This window comes from Pseudomonas sp. MM213 (assembly GCF_020423045.1).
Classification (GTDB): Bacteria; Pseudomonadota; Gammaproteobacteria; order Pseudomonadales; family Pseudomonadaceae; genus Aquipseudomonas; species Aquipseudomonas migulae.
On record NZ_CP081943.1, the window covers coordinates 6106763 to 6123066 of the forward strand.

Sequence of the window (16304 nt, forward strand, 5' to 3'; positions counted from 1 at the left end):
CCCCTGTAGGAGCCGGCTTGCTGGCGATGGACGTTAACGATGACGCGGGCTGCCTGAATGTGCGCGGTGGCTGGGCGTTTTTCGCGAGCAGGCTCGCTCCTACATGGGATCGGCGTCAGCACGGTCAAACAAGCGCAGCGCGCCCGCTTGACGCCCCGTTCGGCCCAAAGGCCGCTTCGTTTTTGATTTTGATTTTGATCGCAGGCGCCCCGTTAACCACGCTGGCCGAACGCAGGCATTGCGCAGCGGGGAAACCGGCAAGGATGCCGGTTTAGCCGCGCTGGGCCAGGGATGGCCCATCGCGGCGACCCGCGGAGCAATGCCGGAGTGAGGGCACACCGAGCCAGAGCGAGGTGCCAAGTGGTGGGGCAAGAGCGTTTGGTTACTTGGCGCTTTTCCAAGTAACTCGCCGTAAGGGCGAAACCAATATCCGCCATCACCCAAAAAACGGATATACACCCCGAAACAATGGAACGACGCGATTTCAGATCAGACGGTAAACGTCTTGCCCGTATGGTTATTAAGCGAAATAACCTTGGTCTTGCCAATCCGGTGACGGTAGATCTCGCGCAGGTACTTGATCGCCTTTTTCACGCAATCGCGCGACAGGCGAATGTCATTGATCGAGACAAATTTCTCCTTGTCGTTGATCAGCTCGCGGTACTTCTTCTCGTACATCGGTTTGATCGCATACCAGTTGGTATCGAGGATCTTCGCCGGGTTCTCGAACTCGTTCAGCAAGTCGTCGATCAGCTCTTCGTTGAAGTCTTCGTTGATGATGAAGTCGAGGATCGAGTTATCCAGCGTGTCGTCGAAGCGGTACGGGTTCTTCGCGAAGCAGCGCTTGATGAAGGCCACGATCAGCGTCAGGAAGTCGTCCGACAGGCACGGGCTCTTGGCGATCAAGGTGGTCAGCGACAAGTTGGCCGACGCGCCGATCACCAGCGCATAACGCTTGAGCGTGGTGTTCGGGAACAGGCTGTTGAGGTGAGTCTTCAACCGGTTCAGGTCCATGTACGACAGCTTGTAGTCTTTTGGCAGCGAAACAATCGACACCACCGACGAGCAGTTCTTGAAGAAGTGCAGGTCGTGCAACGCGGCCGCGTCGTAACCGGAATTCTTGTACTGCTCCAGCGAGGCGCGATAGCGCTTGGACTCGATCGGCAGCAGGCTGATGCCTTCAATGGCCTGGGTCACTTTGTTGAAGTGCGGCAGGTCGATGGAGCGGAAGAACAGGTCATCGATGTTCAAGCGCTGCGGCTCTTTCTCGAACACCTTGAACTTGTCACTGCTTGGCGGCGGGGTTTCCGGCACGACCGATTCGGCGTAGGCAATCGCCACCGGGCCGGCCAGGCTCATGAACAGGTCGTTGGCGTCGAGGCGAATGGTTTCGCCGATGTCGATGCCGGCGCGACGGAAATAGTTCTGGTCGTAGTCAGTCGTGACCGCCTGCGCCGTCAGAATGTTGAAGATCTGCTGCGAAATGTATTGGTTGGCGTGCTTTTCCATCGCGTTGACGTCGATGTTCTGGATGTTGCCGTCATCGCTTTCTTCGGCATAACGCATGATGTCGTTGGAAATCAGCATCATCGCGTTCCATGGGCGGATACGGCCCATGACGCTGGCTTCGCTGCTGTCTTCGTTGGCGAAGTTGTAGGAGAAGTCCCATTCTTCCGAGAGGTATTTGCACAGCAGGCGACCGGCGTTGATGTGCAGCGCCTCGGACATTTCACTGCGGTGATCGGAAATGTTCGGCAGTACGCAGATGCCGCTGGTGAAGATCGGTTCGAAGACGAAGGAATGACCGCTTTTGCCGTCGTGCTCGTCCATCGGCTTGGTGTCGAACGTCTTGTTCATGTACGAGTGCTGCTGGGCCAGGCCGAATTCCGAAGCCATGCCCGAACCGGTACCGCCGCCGGCACTGAAGATCGAGAAGTACAGGCGCGACTGGTTGGCCTTGATGCCGCAGCTGTCGATCAGGTACGAGTGAATCATTTTCCAGTCCGGGCTGGAGAAGCGCTGGGTGTCCTTGTTCAGGATGATCTTGGCCAGGTACTGACCGAGGATCGGCGCGTTACCGGCGCCACCGGCGTGGACTTCCGACAAGTCCATGATCTTCATTTTGCTGTAGTCGCGCAGGAAGCCGCTTTTTTCGCCTTTGCGCGAGAAACGGATGCGACCGGCGATGTCTTTGTCGAGGTCGCCGAGCATTACCAGTGGTTCGACCAGGAACACCGGCTTGGTGGCCTTGTTCGGGCCCAGGCGCAGGTTGTTGCGGATCCACTGGGCCGGGCTGTAACCCTTTTCGGCGTAGCGCTTGTCCGGCGACAGGCGATCTTCGTTGTTGAATTCGTTGAGGTAGAACTTGCGGGCGTTGTACACCAGCTCCGCGACGTCCAGCGCGATGTTCGAGCCGCAGCGACCGAGGCCGATCAGGCACACCGACGGGAATTCCTGGTCGTTGTGCTGTTCGTTATCGCCTTCCAGGTGCGGCGGGCGCGGGAACACCATGTCGCGCAGGCCATCGAGGTTATCGAGGATGCGGTCGGTATTGGTCTCGGTGAAGTACAGGTATTGCTGAGTCGCCAACGGGCGCGAGGGGCTCAATGGCTTCGACGGCGTGGGGCTGTTCGCCGCGGGGCTCAGCGTCAGATCGGAAATCGCAGTGGCCGGATTGTTTTTAGAAGTCATTGTGCGCCATGTACCTGGGCTGGTTGGCTGGACGACAACGTGTCGTCAAACCATCACGGATGGGTTCTCGCGTCTTTTTTCAGCGCGTATTGGGCCCAAGCGTCAGGGACTGGGCCTGAACATCACTCGGGGGAATCCTTTCCTTAGTCATGATGAATCGGCCAATATTTGGCGATCTTTAATGAAAAAGGAGGCCAAATGATGTCAACCCTACCTTCGTTGGGTTTTGCCGGTATCGGCCTTATGGGCCTGCCGATGTGCCGGCGCCTGCTGGCTGCGGGGTTTTCGCTGACTGTATGGAACCGTAATCCTGCCAAATGTGCGCCGCTGGTCGAGGCGGGTGCGCGACAAGTTGCCACGCCTGCCGAGCTGTGTCGGCACGCCGATGTGCTGATGTTGTGCCTGGCCGACACGGCCGTGGTGCGCGAGGTGGTGTTTGGTCCGGGCGGAGTGGCCGAAGGTGGGAAAAGCGGCCAGTTGCTGGTGGATTTTTCCAGCCTGGAGCCCACCGCGACGCGGGAAATGTCGGCGCAGTTGGCCAGCCAGACCGGCATGCGCTGGCTGGACGCTCCGGTGTCCGGGGGCGTTGTCGGCGCCGAGGCCGGGAGCCTGGCGATCATGGTGGGCGGCGAAGCGGCGGACCTTGAGCGTGTCAGGCCTGTTCTGCTCAGCCTCGGCCAGCGTGTCACTCATATGGGCGCGGTCGGGGCGGGGCAGGTGACCAAGGCCTGCAATCAGATGATCGTTGCCTGTAACGCGCTGGTCATCGCCGAAGTCGTGGCGCTGGCCGAACGTTCCGGTGTGCAGGCCAGCCTGATTGCCGAAGCGCTGGCCGGCGGGTTTGCCGATTCAAAACCGTTGCAGATCCTCGCCCCGCAAATGGCCGAAAGCCGTTTTGAACCGGTGAAATGGCACGTGCGCACGCTGCTCAAGGACCTCGATACCGCGGTGAAATTTTCCCGTGAGCAAGGTTCGGCCACGCCCATCAGCGGATTGGCCGCACAATTGATGCGGTTGCATGGTAGCCAGGGATTCCTGGAAAAAGATCCGTCGACCCTGGTGCAGCTGTACCGCGAACCGGACTCAGCGGGCTGATCGTGTGCCCGTGTTGGCGCTGGTTGATTTCACTCAGCACCGGACGCAGTTCCGCCAGCGGCACCGGGCGGCTGAGCAGGTAGCCCTGGACGAAATCGCAGCCGTTGCGCTGGAGAAACTCGTATTGCTCAAGGGTTTCGACGCCTTCGGTGATCACCTGCAAATGCAGGGTGTGAGCCATGACGATAATCGCCTGAACGATTTCCATGTCCTGAGTCGATTTTGGAATGTCCTGGATGAACGAGCGATCGATCTTCAGCGAGTTGAGCGGCAGGCGCTTGAGGTAGGCGAGGGAGGAATAACCGGTGCCGAATTCGTCGATCGACAGCGACACGCCGAGGGCGCGGATCTGGCGCAACAACACCAACGAATTGGCGATGTTGACCATCAGCGCGTTCTCGGTCACTTCCAGTTCCAGTCGCTGCGGCGCCACTCCGGCAACCCGCAACGCGTGTTCGATTTCATCGGCGAGGTCTTCGCGCGCCAGGTTCAGCGGCGAGCAGTTGACGGCGATGTGCAGTTCTTCGTAGCCCTGACGTGACAACTCGCTCAGGTCCTCGCAGGCTTTGCGCAGAACCTAATTGTCCAGCTCGGCAATCAACCCGTTGGCCTCGGCGATGGCAATGAAGCGGTCTGGTGTCAGCAGCCCGTGAACCGGATGTTGCCAGCGGACCAGCGCTTCCAGCTTGCTGACCTGTGCGGTTTGCAAGTCGAAAATCGGTTGGTAATGCAGGATCAGCCCGGTGTTTTCATGCAGGGCGTGGCGCAGTTCCTCTTCGAGTTGCAGCTCCAGCGTGGCTCGGGTTTTCAGGTTCGGGCTGAAGAAATTCAGGCCATTGCGGCCGCCGCCCTTGGACTGGTACAGCGCCAGGTCGGCGTGTTTCAGCAATTCCTCGCAGGTGGTGCCATCCTCCGGAAACAGGCTGATGCCGATGCTGGTGGTCATGACCATGCGGCGCCCGGACAGCTCGATCGGTTCCTTCATCTTCAGCATGATGCGCTGGGCCATGGCCCGTGCTTCCTCGCGTTCACGCAGGCTGATGAGGAGGCAGAACTCGTCACCGCCGAAACGCGCCACCACATCTTCGTGACTGCGTACCGAACCCTTGATGTGCTGGGCCAGGACTTTGAGCAATTCGTCGCCGGCGTCATGGCCGAGGCTGTCGTTGATCCGCTTGAAGTGGTCGATGTCCAGAAACATCACCGCGAGCATGCCGCCTTCATCGGTTTTCTGGAGCAGCTTCTCGGCGAAGATCTGGTTGAAGCCGCGGCGGTTGATCAGGTTGGTCAGGGCGTCATAGTTCGCCACTTCTTGCAGCGACATGCGCGCCTGGTCCAGTTGGCCGAGCAGCGTGTTGACCCGTTGCAGGTCGCGTTCCTTGTGTTGCAGTTTCTTGTCCGCCAGTGCTGCGCCGATGCTGCTGCCGATGATCAGCAGCGTGATGACCGCCACCGTCAGCCCCAGTTGCAGGTGATTGTTGTCACCGGGCAACGTCAGCGGGCTGCCGGTCGGCAGCACCAGGCTGAAGGCGGCCATGCCGGTGAAATGCATGCTGATAATGCCCGCCCCAAGCACCAGGCTGGCGCTGAATTTGACCAATTGATGGAGCAGGCCAGAGCCTTCGCGCAATCGACTCGACAGCAACAGCGCCGCGAGGCTGGCGCCAATGGCGATGACGATGGAAAGGATGAACAGCACCGGTTCGTAATACGTCATCGCATTCGAACGCATCGCCGCCATGCCCACGTAATGCATGATCGCGATGCCCAGGCCAATGCAAATGGCCGCCTGGATGTACTGCCGGATGCTCAGGTGAGGATGACTGAGGGTGTGCATCGCCAGCCACGAGGCGAACAGGGCAATCAGCAGGGAGGCAAGGGTGACGGGCAGTTCGTATTGAATCTCGACCGGCGCCTGAAACGCCAGCATGCCGATGAAGTGCATGGCCCAGATGCCGCCGGCCAGGCATCCGGCGCCGATCCAGCGCCACAGCCGTTGTGACGCCGGGTTTTCCGAATGCCCGACTCGTTCGGCCATGTCCAGCGTGGCGAAGCCGCCCACACAGGCGACCAGATAGGCCAGCAGCACCAGAAAAGGATCATGTGTGCAATTGAGGACAACTTGCCCGTTCGCGGTCAGCTCGGTAAAAAAATGCAAACCAAGCCACTCCATAGCATGCCCCGTCTTGTCCCGGCCCGCGCCATGCACGCTGGCGAATGCTTTGGAGTATAGAGGTCATACAAAGAGCGTCAGCGGTGATGGCACATTGGCACTAATGATTTTGGCATAAGTGTTATAGCGTTTACGGCTAAGGCTCAGGCGATCTGCTCATAAGGTAAATCGGGTTGCAGCGCTGGTAACCCGAAGGCGGCTCGTGCCGCATCGCAATCCACATTCGCCTCGCCGTTGGCCCAAGAGGCATCGAACTCGCGGCAAGTGCTGGAGCGTTGGTCGTAAATCGAGCATTGCACCGCGGTGCCGACTTCACCGACCAATCCGACACAACGAGTCGGTTTGCAGTCGGTGCCGAGCATGGCCACCCGGCTGGGGCTGATCGGCGCCACCAGTTCATCGGGCACTACACCTCCGGCCGAGGTGCATTCACCCCAGAAAAAAGACACGCGAAAGTGAGAACAGCAGGCACCGCAATTCAGACACGGACTGGCTTCGGACATGGGCGATAATCAAAGGAGGGATGGGGGCATGGTGTGGCAGACAAGGCCGCTATTCTAGGCTTCGCCTCGGGCTTTGGAAGGGGGGCACAGAGGTATTTTTCAACGGTTGGTCGGATCATGGAAAACACCACCAACCCACTGTGGGACGGGCGATGCGACCGGTATATCAGTCATATGAATGTTGAATGTGGCACCGCCATCGCTTGCAAGCCGGCTCCACTGGCGCCATGGGTTGATATCAGCCTTACGAATAATTACAGACAGTTGCACCGGGCCTGACTAGATTGCAGGTTCCGGGGACAGTGATGCCCCAAAAACAATAAAAAGAGACGGACCCATGCAGAACTCGACCCAAGCGGCGAATGCCTGGCGCATTCTGTTCCTGCTGTTCCTGGCCAATCTGTTCAATTTCTTCGATCGCACCATTCCGGCCATCATCATCGAGCCGATCCGTATGGAATGGCACCTCAGCGACTTTCAACTGGGCATCATCGGTACCGCCTTCACCATTGTCTATGCGATTGCCGGGTTGCCGCTGGGGCGGATGGCCGATACCGGTTCGCGCGCCAAGTTGATGGGTTGGGGGCTGGCGGCCTGGAGCGGGCTGACAGCGGTCAACGGGCTGGTGGGCAGTTTCTGGAGTTTCCTGATCGTGCGCATGGGCATCGGTATCGGTGAGGCCAGTTACGCACCTGCCGCCAATTCGCTGATCGGCGACCTGTTTCCGGCCCACCGCCGTGCGCGTGCGATGGGCATTTTCATGCTGGGTCTGCCGTTGGGCCTGCTGCTGGCGTTCTTCACCATCGGCTGGATGGTCAAGGCGTTCGACAGCTGGCGTGCGCCGTTCTTCATCGCGGCGGTGCCGGGGCTGATCCTGGCGGTCTTCATGTTTTTCATCAAGGAACCGAAACGCGGCGCAGCGGAAAGTGTGCAGGTCTCGCAGGAGCGTGTGGACCGGCCGATCCGCCGGGTGCTGGCGGTGCCGACTTTTCTGTGGCTGGTGATGGCGGGGCTGTGCTTCAACTTCGCGACCTATGCCTGCAACTCCTTCCTGGTGCCGATGCTGCAACGCTACTTCCAGATGCCATTGCACGAAGCGGCGGTGGCGACCGGTGTGATCGTCGGTGTGACGGGGCTGTTCGGCCTGACGTTGGGCGGCTGGGTCGCGGACAAGATTCACCAGCGGGTGGCCAATGGGCGGCTGCTGTTTGCGGCGTTCAGCCTGATCGTTTCGACGGTGTGCACCGCGTGGGCGTTGCATGCCGGGCGGATCGAGATCGGGGTGTTCGTGGCGGTGTTCAGTCTGGGCTGGTTGTTTGCCTACAACTTCTACACCTGCGTTTACACGGCCATCCAGGACGTGGTCGAACCACGCCTGCGGGCCACGGCGATGGCGCTGTTCTTTGCCGGGCTGTATTTGCTGGGTGGCGGATTGGGGCCGGTGGTGGTGGGCGGTTTGTCCGATCACTTCGCACACACGGCGATGCTGGCGGCCGGCGCCGAACAGATGACCGAAGCGTTCAAGGCTGTTGGCCTGCATGACGCGATGTACCTGATCCCGGTGGCGCTGTTCTTTACGATGGTGTTCCTGTTCATGGCGTCGCGGTGTTTTGTGCGGGATGCGAAGCGGATGAAGGAAGGCTTGGTGGCGGTGGTTGAGCCGCAGATCCCGGCGGTCACCGCTTAAAAAAACTGGAATAGAAGACCTGTAGGAGCCGGCTTGCTGGCGATGGACTCGAATACGCCGCAGTGAACCAGTCAGTACGCGTTATCGTTAACGACCATCGCCAGCAAGCCGGCTCCTACAGGGATTGTTTGGTTTTTCCGAGACAAAAAAAGGCCCGCATCGCTGCGGGCCTTTTTCATTGCGCGAGGTGGGGCAGGGCGATTAACCCGCCACCAACACCCGAATCGCTTCCAGTCGCAGCGCTGCCTTGTCGAGCATCGCCAGACCTTGTTCACGCTGTTTACGCAGGGCAACCAGTTCGCTGTCGCGTACGGTCGGGTTGACCGCTTGCAACGCGGTCAGGCGCGCCAGTTCTTCATCGGTATCAGCCGCGAGACGACGTTGCGCCTCAGCCACGCGCTCGGCATGACGCGGGAAGATTTTCTCTTCGCCGGCGTTGATCCGTGGCGTCAGCTGATCGCGCTGGGCCTGGATGAATTTGTTGGCGCTGGCACGCGGTACGCTTTCCAGTTGATCGTTCAGGGTCTCGAACGACACCCGGGCCGACAGGTCGTTGCCATTGGCATCGAGCAGGCAGCGCAGCGCGGCCGGCGGCAGGTAACGGCCCAGTTGCAGCGAGCGCGGTGCAACCACTTCGCTGACGTAGAGCAGTTCCAGCAACACGGTGCCCGGTTTCAGCGCCTTGTTCTTGATCAGCGCCACGGCGGTGTTGCCCATCGAACCGGACAGCACCAGGTCCATGCCGCCTTGCACCATCGGGTGTTCCCAGGTGATGAACTGCATGTCTTCGCGAGACAGCGCCTGGTTGCGGTCGTAAGTGATGGTCACGCCTTCGTCGTCGCCCAGCGGGAAGCTGGCGTCGAGCATTTTTTCGCTCGGCTTGAGGATCAGGGCGTTTTCCGAGTGGTCTTCGCTGTCGATGCCAAAGGCGTCGAACAGGGTTTCCATATAGATCGGCAGCGTGAACTGATCGTCTTGCTCGAGGATGTCCTCGACCAGCGCATCACCTTCGCCAGCGCCGCCGGAATTGAGTTCCAGCAAACGGTCACGGCCAGTGTGCAGCTCGGCTTCCAGGCGCTCACGCTCGGTGCGAGCCTCGTCGATCAGCGCTTGCCACTCGCCGTCGTCGGCATTTTCCAGCAGCGGCAGCAGGCGCGGGCCGAACTGATGCTGCAAGGCGTTGCCGGTCGGGCAGGTGTTGAGGAAAGCGTTCAACGCTTCGTGGTACCACTGGAACAAGCGCTCTTGCGGGCTGGTTTCGAGGTACGGCACGTGCAGTTCGATGATGTGCTTCTGGCCGATCCGGTCGAGACGACCGATCCGCTGCTCCAGCAGGTCCGGGTGCGACGGCAGATCGAACAGCACCAGGTGGTGCGAGAACTGGAAGTTGCGACCTTCACTGCCGATTTCCGAGCAGATCAGCACTTGCGCGCCAAATTCTTCATCGGCGAAGTAAGCGGCGGCGCGGTCACGCTCAAGGATGTTCATGCCTTCGTGGAACACCGTCGCAGGAATACCGGAACGCACGCGCAGGGCGTCTTCCAGGTCCATGGCGGTTTCGGCGTGGGCGCAGATCACCAGCACTTTGGTGCGCTTGAGCATTTTCAGCTGGTCGATCAGCCACTCGACGCGCGGGTCGAATTTCCACCAGCGTTCTTCTTCGTTGGCGTCCGGCTGGGCCTGGAAGCTGACTTCCGGGTACAGCTCGGCGTGATCGCCCAACGGCAGTTCGAGGTATTCGTCCGGGCACGGCAGCGGGTACGGGTGCAGTTTGCGTTCCGGGAAACCCTGCACAGCGGCGCGGGTGTTGCGGAACAGCACGCGGCCAGTGCCGTGGCGGTCGAGCAGTTCACGGACCAGGCGGGCACTGGCTTCGGTGTCGCCATCATTGACGGCGCTCAGCAGCGCTTCGCCTTCGTTGCCGAGGAAACCGTGAATGGTCTTGTGCGCTTCAGGCGACAGGCGCCCCTTGTCCAGCAGCTCCTGAACGGCTTCGGCCACCGGGCGATAGTTCTCGCTCTCGGCGCGGAAGGCGTGCAGGTCATGGAAACGGTTCGGGTCGAGCAGGCGCAGACGCGCGAAGTGGCTGTCCTGACCCAGTTGTTCCGGGGTGGCGGTCAGCAGCAAGACGCCGGGAATGACTTCGGCCAACTGTTCAACCAGCGAGTACTCAGGGCTGGCCTTGTCTTCGTGCCACACCAGGTGGTGGGCTTCGTCGACGACCATCAAGTCCCAACCGGCAGCGAACAGCGCGTCCTGGGCCTTTTCGTCTTCCACCAGCCATTCCAGGGCGACCAGCGCGAGCTGGGTGTCTTCGAACGGGTTGGCGGCATCGCTTTCGATGAAGCGTTCTTCGTCGAACAGCGCGACTTGCAGGTTGAAGCGGCGGCGCATTTCCACCAGCCACTGGTGCTGCAGGTTTTCCGGCATCAGGATCAGCACGCGGTTGGCGCGGCCCGAGAGCAGTTGGCGATGGATCACCAGACCGGCTTCGATGGTTTTGCCCAGGCCCACTTCGTCTGCCAGCAATACCCGCGGCGCAATGCGGTCGGCGACTTCACGGGCGATGTGCAACTGGTGCGCGATGGGTTGCGCACGCACGCCGCCCAGGCCCCAGAGCGAGGATTGCAACTGGCGGCTGGTGTGTTCCAGGGTGTTGTAGCGCAGGGAGAACCAGGCCAGCGGGTCGATCTGCCCGGCGAACAAACGGTCGCTGGCCAGTCGGAACTGAATGAAGTTCGACAGCTGGGTTTCCGGCAGGGTGACCACTTCGTTCTGCGCGTTGAGGCCGTGGTAGATCAGCAGGCCGTCGATGTCGTCGACTTCCTGTACGGTCAGTTTCCAGCCTTCGAAGTGAATGATCGAATCGCCCGGCGAAAAACGCACGCGGGTGAGGGGCGCATTCCGTAGCGCGTACTGGCGAGTCTCGCCAGTGGCCGGATAGAGCACGGTCAACAAGCGGCCGTCCTGTGCCAGAACGGTGCCTAAACCCAGCTCGGCTTCGCTGTCACTGATCCAGCGTTGCCCCGGTTGATACTGCTGCGCCATGCTGCCTGACTCCCACCTTGAAAAAGCGGGCTATCTTAACGGAATGAGGGCTTCAGGGCCAAAGGACTCTCAGAAAAACTCACAGTCTTACGTTAGTTCACCGCTTGAGACGTGTGCGGGCCGGGGCACTTGTTAGTGCCAATCCGGTCACAGTTTGCGACCGATGGCTCAAGTCGCCATCCCCGCAGCCGACAGCCTGCTGACAGGAGACAAATAATTATGCTGCCACCGATGCTCCCCTTGAGTGCCGTGCCGATTACTTCACAGCACGACCCGATCCGCCAGCGCCCGGATATTCCGCCTGTTGTGCCGGTGCAGGAAAGCTCCAACGAAAGCACGATCGACCTGCAACAGCGCGATCCGGAAGAGGCGGCGTTTCAGCTGCGCGAGGAACAGCGCCGCAAGCAGGAAAAAGAACGCCGTCGCCGTGAAGCCGATGAAGATCCTGAAGAGCACCTGGCCATTCCCGGCACTGAGCTCAACGCGGATAACACCGTGCCGGTCGCGCCATTGATGGACGACGAGCCGCGTCAGGGGTTGTGGGTCGACATTCAGATTTAGTCCTTGATGAGGGAAAGTTCGTTGAGGGCGTTGAGCAGTACATCCATTTCTTCTTCGGTATTGAGGTAACTGACGGCAATCCGCGCGATGCTGTCCAGCCCTCGGGCCTGCATATCCAGCGGCGTATAGGCCACGCCATTGGCGCCGATGTTGATCCCTCGTTGCGCCAGCCGCTGCTTCAATTCAACGCTGTCCCAACCCTTGAGCGTGAAGGCGACCAAGCCTGATTGCTGATTCGCCGGCCCCAGGTTGTGTAGCGTCAGCCCGCTGACCGACTCAAGGCGTTCGCGCAGTTGCCCGCTCAAGCTTTCGATCCGCTGACGAATCCGGGTTGCACTCAAGTGGTTGAACTCCTCCAGCGCATTGGCCAGCCCGGCCAGCAAAGCCACCGACACTTCACTGGTTTCAAACCGCCGCGCATCGTCACGCACCGAGAAACCTTCGCCGTCCCACGGTGCGGAAAGCACGTCCAGATGGCCGGGCACGAGCCGTTCGAGAAACCCCGGTTTGATGTACATCAACGCCGTTCCTCGTGGGCCACGGAGGAATTTGCGCCCGGCGCCCTTGAGCACATCGCAGTTCAACGCCTGCACATCGCAGGGCAATTGCCCCAGCGCCTGGCCGGCGTCGATGAAGTAGGGAATGCCGTGCTGGCGCGCCACGGCACCAATGGCCTCGGCCGGGTTGATCAGGCCGCCGTTGGCCGGAAGCCAGGTCAGTGCGATCAGCTTCACCTTCGGGTCGATCATCTGCTGGAGGGCGGACACGGACACGGCGCCCGTCTCATCGCAGGGAATCACCTCCAGCCGCGCCCCGGCGCTGACGGCCCGTGCGATGCAGGCCAGATTGCCGCCCCATTCATGGCGCCCGACCAGAATCCGCTCGCCGTCCTGCCAGGGCCCCAATGCATTGAATGCCATGCCCCAGGCAGCCGAACCGCTGCTGGCGAACGCGATGTTTTCAGTGTTTGCATTGAGCAGCAGGGCCGCCGCACGGCGAGCGCGGGCCTGCACGCTCTGGTCGGCGGCTTCCATGGGGCCGCAGAGGGCTTCGAGTCGCAGTTGCTCGATAATTGCGTCGAGGGTGGCCTGGCTCGGCAACGAGGCGCCGGCGTGGTTGAAGTGAATCACGCTGGCGCACCCCGGCGTCGCCGCTCGCAAACGCTCCACTTCGCCGAGGTTCATGGACGCAGCTCGAAAATCGCGTCGATTTCCACGGCCACGCCGCCGGGCAGGCTCGATACGCCGACAGCCGTGCGCACATGCCGGCCTTTTTCGCCGAGGACATTGACCAACAGGTTGGATGCGCCATTGGCGACCGCACCTTGACGCGCAAAATCCGCGGCGCTGGCGATGAACACGCCAAGACGGATGATGCGCACCAGTTTCGACAGGTCATCGCCGAGTGCATCGCTCAATTGTGCGAGCAGGCCCAGCGCGGCAAGTTCGGCGGCGTTGGCGCCTTCTTCATCGGAGATCGACTCTCCCAATCGGCCGATGAATGCCGGTTTGCCGTCCAGTAACGGAATCTGACCGGAAATGAACAACTGGTTCTGGCTGACCACGTGGTTGACGTAATTGGCGATGGGCTGGCTCGGTGTCGGCAGGCTCAGGCCAAGTTGCTGGACGCGGTGGGCGAGTGAATCGGTCATGGTGAATCCTCCTGAATGAAGGCTTCAGCATGTTGGCGGACGGGGAGCGCGACAAACGGATAGATTTAATCCGACGTATTTAATTAGCTCATGCGTAGATCGAATGTGGGAGCGAGCCTGCTCGCGAAAGGGTGTATCAGTCACATGAATGTTGGATGGGACATCGCCTTCGCGAGCAGGCTCGCTCCCACCTTTGATCTTTAGTCGCCGTGAGATTTGTGTGCGATGTTGGCCATCTCATTCAGCCATTCACTAAAGCATTGTGCCGCGTGGCTCGGCGGTCGCTCGGGCGTGACCAGCCAATAGCCGATATCGCTAATGAACGGTGGGGTGGAGAAGGCTTCTACCAACGAGCCGTCCTTGAGTCGGCGCTCGATCAAGTGATGACGTCCCATGGCGATGCCTTGGCCGGCCACGGCGGCTTCGACGACGATGTTGTAGTCGTGGAGCATGACGCTGGGGCAATGGCTGAGGTCGATGGCGTTGTGCGCGCTCCAGTCGATCCACTCGAACGGCTGGTGCGACTTGGCCATGAGCAGCGGGCCTTGGTCGGTGCCCTTGGCCTTGAACGCCGGGCTGCAGACCGGGGTCAGTGTTTCCACCATAAAGCGCCGGGCCTGGACTTTCGGCCAGCCACCTTTTCCGTAGCGAATGGCCAGGTCGACTTCGCCGCCGCCGACGTCGGCCAGTTGCACCGAGGGCAGGAGTTCGACATGAATGTGCGGGTGGCGCGCATTGAAACTGGCCAGGCGCGGCGCCAGCCACAGGGTGGCGAACGAGGCGAGCAGGCCAATGCGCAGCGTGCTTTCCTGGTGCTCATTGCCCCGCAGTTCACGGGTGGCGAGGGCGATGGAGGCGAGGGCCGGTTGAATCTGCCGGTAGTAGGCTGCCCCGGCTGGTGTCAGATCGATGGCCCGGGTGCGACGGATAAACAGCCGCTGGTTGAGGAACTGTTCCAGTTTTTGCACTTGATGGCTGATTGCACTTTGGGTCACCGACAATTCATCGGCGGCCTTGATGAAACTCAAATGACGCGCCACGGCCTCGAAGGCGCGCAGGGCCATCAAGGGAGGCAGATCCTGGTGCAGTTCCACGGCGCGGGTCCTTTGGGTCCATCGCAAAGTCGCGATTGTGCGTTGAAAAAACGCCATGAGCACATATTTTGTTAAGCCGCTGTTACGCAGGCGACTGGTCAGCGCGGGCGCCAGACCGCATTATTGGCGCAATCCTGCCGAGCGATGCGGCAGTTGAACTTCATTTCACGCGATGCACCGAAGACCATGAGCCAAGACGACAAACTGATCGACCTCAATTCCGAACGCGCCAAGCGTGTTCATGACCTCAACGAAAAACGCCTGAACGAAGTGCGTCAGGCATTCGAGCAGGCAATGCCGTTGGGCAAGGCGAAGAAGAAGCCGAAGAGCAAACCGAAAAAGCGTTAAACCCCTTGCATCCGTTGATGCAGATCAGTTTTCTCCCTCCTTTGCGCCCAGTCTCGGGCGATATTGATCCCGGTCAATTTCCTCTCCTGCCTGATTGGTTAACTTAGCCCCATCGCAACAGGGCAAGTGCAGGAGGCCAGTCATGTTTTTCGACAACGTGGTGATCGCCGGAGTGCTGACAGTCGGCCTCATGGTTCTGTTTTTCGCAGGGTTTGGATTTTTTATCTGGAAAGATTCGCACAAACGGAAAAAACCGTAGGTCTTTCTGGATGCAATGAGCACGCAAGGCATTTTGGGCAACTTCGGTTGCCCTTTTTTTTGCCTGCGAGAATCTGGTGGTTTGTGTGGGTTGGTGGTGGGGGGCTCTATGTTGGGCAACGGCCTGGGGTTTTCAGGTTGGTTGTTGGGTGGGGTACATATCCGTTTCTGTGGTGATGGCGGCTATTGGTTTCGCCCTTACGGCGAGTCACTTTCGAAAAGCGCGAAAGTAACCAAAGCGCTTTTGCCCCTTTCGTTCGGTGCCTCGCCTAGGCTCGGCATACCCTCGCTCCGGTCCTGCTCCGTGGGCCCGCCGCCATCGGCCATCCATGGCCGGGGGCGGCTAACCCGGCATCCATGCCGGGTTGCCCACTGCGCAGAACCTGCGCTCGGCCTCTCGAGGGGGCGACGACCGCCACAGCCGCCGAGGCGGCCTGAAAGCCGACCTGGCTCTTCGGTCATGCGCACATTCCCGCACTGTGGTGGCCGCACTAATTTCGGACATTTACGCATTCCCCCTGTAGGAGCCGGCTTGCTGGCGATGGCGTCCGTTCAGCCAATACATACGTTGACTGACCCACCGCTATCGTCGGAACGCCGCCCGCAGCAAGCCGGCTCCTACAGTTGATCGTATTTATCCAGACACATATGCATTCCCCTTGTAGGAGCCAGCTTGCTGGCGATGGACGCCAACGATAACGCGGGGTGTCTGAATGAACGCGTCGCCTAGACGATTTTCGCCGGCAAGCCGGCTCCTACAGGGATCGCGTGCGCTTTTGCTTCTCACCACTCATCAGGCCGAGCGTTAGCTCGCCTTCAGCTTTTGATCTGAGCGCCCCCTCGAGAGGCCGAGTGGAGGTTCTGCGCAGTGGGCAACCCGGCATGGATGCCGGGTTAGCCGCCCCCGGCCATGGATGGCCGATGGCGGCGGGCCCACGGAGCAGGACCGGAGCGAGGGCATGCCGAGCCTAGGCGAGGCACCGAACGAAAGGGGCAAGAGCCCTTGGTTACTTGGGGCTCTTCCAAGTGACTCGCCGTAAGGGCGAAACCCATAGCCGCCGTTACCGCAGAAATGGATATGTACCCCATCCAACACTGCCACCCCCCCAGCCCGCGTGCTTCGTGATGTTCACTAAAACACAGCGATAAAAAAAGGCGCGAACCTCACGGAACGCGCCTTTTTCGTTGCAGCGAT

Annotated in this window: 11 protein-coding genes and 1 pseudogene; 5 read left to right on the forward strand and 7 right to left on the reverse strand. The window is 60.4% G+C overall.

Annotated elements, in window-relative coordinates:
- Positions 1 to 489: 489 nt before the first annotated feature.
- Complete coding sequence (locus K5R88_RS27780) at positions 490 to 2691, reverse strand: hypothetical protein (RefSeq protein ID WP_008034213.1); 2202 nt, start codon at positions 2689 to 2691, stop codon at positions 490 to 492.
- Between the two features lie 198 nt (positions 2692 to 2889).
- Between K5R88_RS27780 and K5R88_RS27785 the strand changes: the two genes are divergently transcribed.
- Positions 2890 to 3786, forward strand: a complete 897-nt coding sequence (locus tag K5R88_RS27785; protein WP_223450975.1) for an NAD(P)-dependent oxidoreductase — start codon at positions 2890 to 2892, stop codon at positions 3784 to 3786.
- Here the strand turns inward: K5R88_RS27785 and K5R88_RS27790 are convergent.
- Both K5R88_RS27790 and K5R88_RS27795 read right to left on the reverse strand, forming a co-directional pair.
- A pseudogene (locus tag K5R88_RS27790) lies at positions 3677 to 5959 on the reverse strand (putative bifunctional diguanylate cyclase/phosphodiesterase). The gene K5R88_RS27785 and the pseudogene K5R88_RS27790 overlap by 110 nt on opposite strands.
- A gap of 143 nt (positions 5960 to 6102) precedes the next feature.
- Complete coding sequence (locus K5R88_RS27795) at positions 6103 to 6462, reverse strand: YkgJ family cysteine cluster protein (protein WP_032829148.1); 360 nt, start codon at positions 6460 to 6462, stop codon at positions 6103 to 6105.
- A 337-nt stretch (positions 6463 to 6799) separates the two neighbouring features.
- On the opposite strand from K5R88_RS27795, the gene K5R88_RS27800 reads away from it, so the two are divergent.
- A complete protein-coding gene (locus K5R88_RS27800; RefSeq protein WP_008043599.1) occupies positions 6800 to 8149 on the forward strand; it encodes a spinster family MFS transporter in 1350 nt (449 codons plus the stop codon).
- Positions 8150 to 8350: 201 nt separating this feature from the next.
- On the opposite strand, the gene rapA is transcribed toward K5R88_RS27800, so the two are convergent.
- Positions 8351 to 11197, reverse strand: coding sequence for an RNA polymerase-associated protein RapA (gene rapA / locus K5R88_RS27805; RefSeq protein ID WP_226298737.1), 2847 nt, complete (start codon positions 11195 to 11197; stop codon positions 8351 to 8353).
- A 219-nt stretch (positions 11198 to 11416) separates the two neighbouring features.
- Here rapA and K5R88_RS27810 point away from each other — a divergent pair, with 219 nt between their 5' ends.
- Positions 11417 to 11758, forward strand: coding sequence for a hypothetical protein (locus K5R88_RS27810; protein ID WP_008034222.1), 342 nt, complete (start codon positions 11417 to 11419; stop codon positions 11756 to 11758).
- On the opposite strand, the gene K5R88_RS27815 is transcribed toward K5R88_RS27810, so the two are convergent.
- From K5R88_RS27815 to K5R88_RS27825, 3 genes are all read right to left on the reverse strand, one after another.
- Positions 11755 to 12942, reverse strand: coding sequence for an aminotransferase class V-fold PLP-dependent enzyme (locus tag K5R88_RS27815; RefSeq protein WP_226298738.1), 1188 nt, complete (start codon positions 12940 to 12942; stop codon positions 11755 to 11757). The two genes, K5R88_RS27810 and K5R88_RS27815, sit on opposite strands and share 4 nt — an antisense overlap.
- Entirely contained in the window at positions 12939 to 13409 is a 471-nt protein-coding gene (locus tag K5R88_RS27820) for a RidA family protein (protein WP_226298739.1), read from the reverse strand. The genes K5R88_RS27815 and K5R88_RS27820 overlap by 4 nt, the downstream gene beginning before the upstream one ends.
- 200 nt (positions 13410 to 13609) lie before the next feature.
- The gene (locus K5R88_RS27825; protein WP_226298740.1) at positions 13610 to 14503 is read right to left on the reverse strand and encodes a LysR substrate-binding domain-containing protein; all 894 of its coding nucleotides are present in this window, start codon (positions 14501 to 14503) and stop codon (positions 13610 to 13612) included.
- Between the two features lie 186 nt (positions 14504 to 14689).
- On the opposite strand from K5R88_RS27825, the gene K5R88_RS27830 reads away from it, so the two are divergent.
- On the forward strand, positions 14690 to 14851 hold the full coding sequence (locus K5R88_RS27830; RefSeq protein WP_085988412.1) for a hypothetical protein: 162 nt from the start codon (positions 14690 to 14692) through the stop codon (positions 14849 to 14851).
- Positions 14852 to 14993: 142 nt separating this feature from the next.
- Entirely contained in the window at positions 14994 to 15110 is a 117-nt protein-coding gene (gene ccoM, locus K5R88_RS30835) for a cytochrome c oxidase subunit CcoM (protein ID WP_007906619.1), read from the forward strand.
- The last annotated feature ends 1194 nt before the right edge of the window (positions 15111 to 16304 follow it).

Excerpts from the sequence above, each read along its gene's own strand:
- K5R88_RS27780 (WP_008034213.1), bottom strand. The coding sequence starts at position 2,691 with ATGACTTCTAAAAACAATCCGGCCACTGCGATTTCCGATCTGACGCTG.
- K5R88_RS27785 (WP_223450975.1), top strand. The coding sequence starts at position 2,890 with ATGATGTCAACCCTACCTTCGTTGGGTTTTGCCGGTATCGGCCTTATG.
- K5R88_RS27795 (WP_032829148.1), bottom strand. The coding sequence starts at position 6,462 with ATGTCCGAAGCCAGTCCGTGTCTGAATTGCGGTGCCTGCTGTTCTCAC.
- K5R88_RS27800 (WP_008043599.1), top strand. The coding sequence starts at position 6,800 with ATGCAGAACTCGACCCAAGCGGCGAATGCCTGGCGCATTCTGTTCCTG.
- rapA (WP_226298737.1), bottom strand. The coding sequence starts at position 11,197 with ATGGCGCAGCAGTATCAACCGGGGCAACGCTGGATCAGTGACAGCGAA.
- K5R88_RS27810 (WP_008034222.1), top strand. The coding sequence starts at position 11,417 with ATGCTGCCACCGATGCTCCCCTTGAGTGCCGTGCCGATTACTTCACAG.
- K5R88_RS27815 (WP_226298738.1), bottom strand. The coding sequence starts at position 12,942 with ATGAACCTCGGCGAAGTGGAGCGTTTGCGAGCGGCGACGCCGGGGTGC.
- K5R88_RS27820 (WP_226298739.1), bottom strand. The coding sequence starts at position 13,409 with ATGACCGATTCACTCGCCCACCGCGTCCAGCAACTTGGCCTGAGCCTG.
- K5R88_RS27830 (WP_085988412.1), top strand. The coding sequence starts at position 14,690 with ATGAGCCAAGACGACAAACTGATCGACCTCAATTCCGAACGCGCCAAG.
- ccoM (WP_007906619.1), top strand. The coding sequence starts at position 14,994 with ATGTTTTTCGACAACGTGGTGATCGCCGGAGTGCTGACAGTCGGCCTC.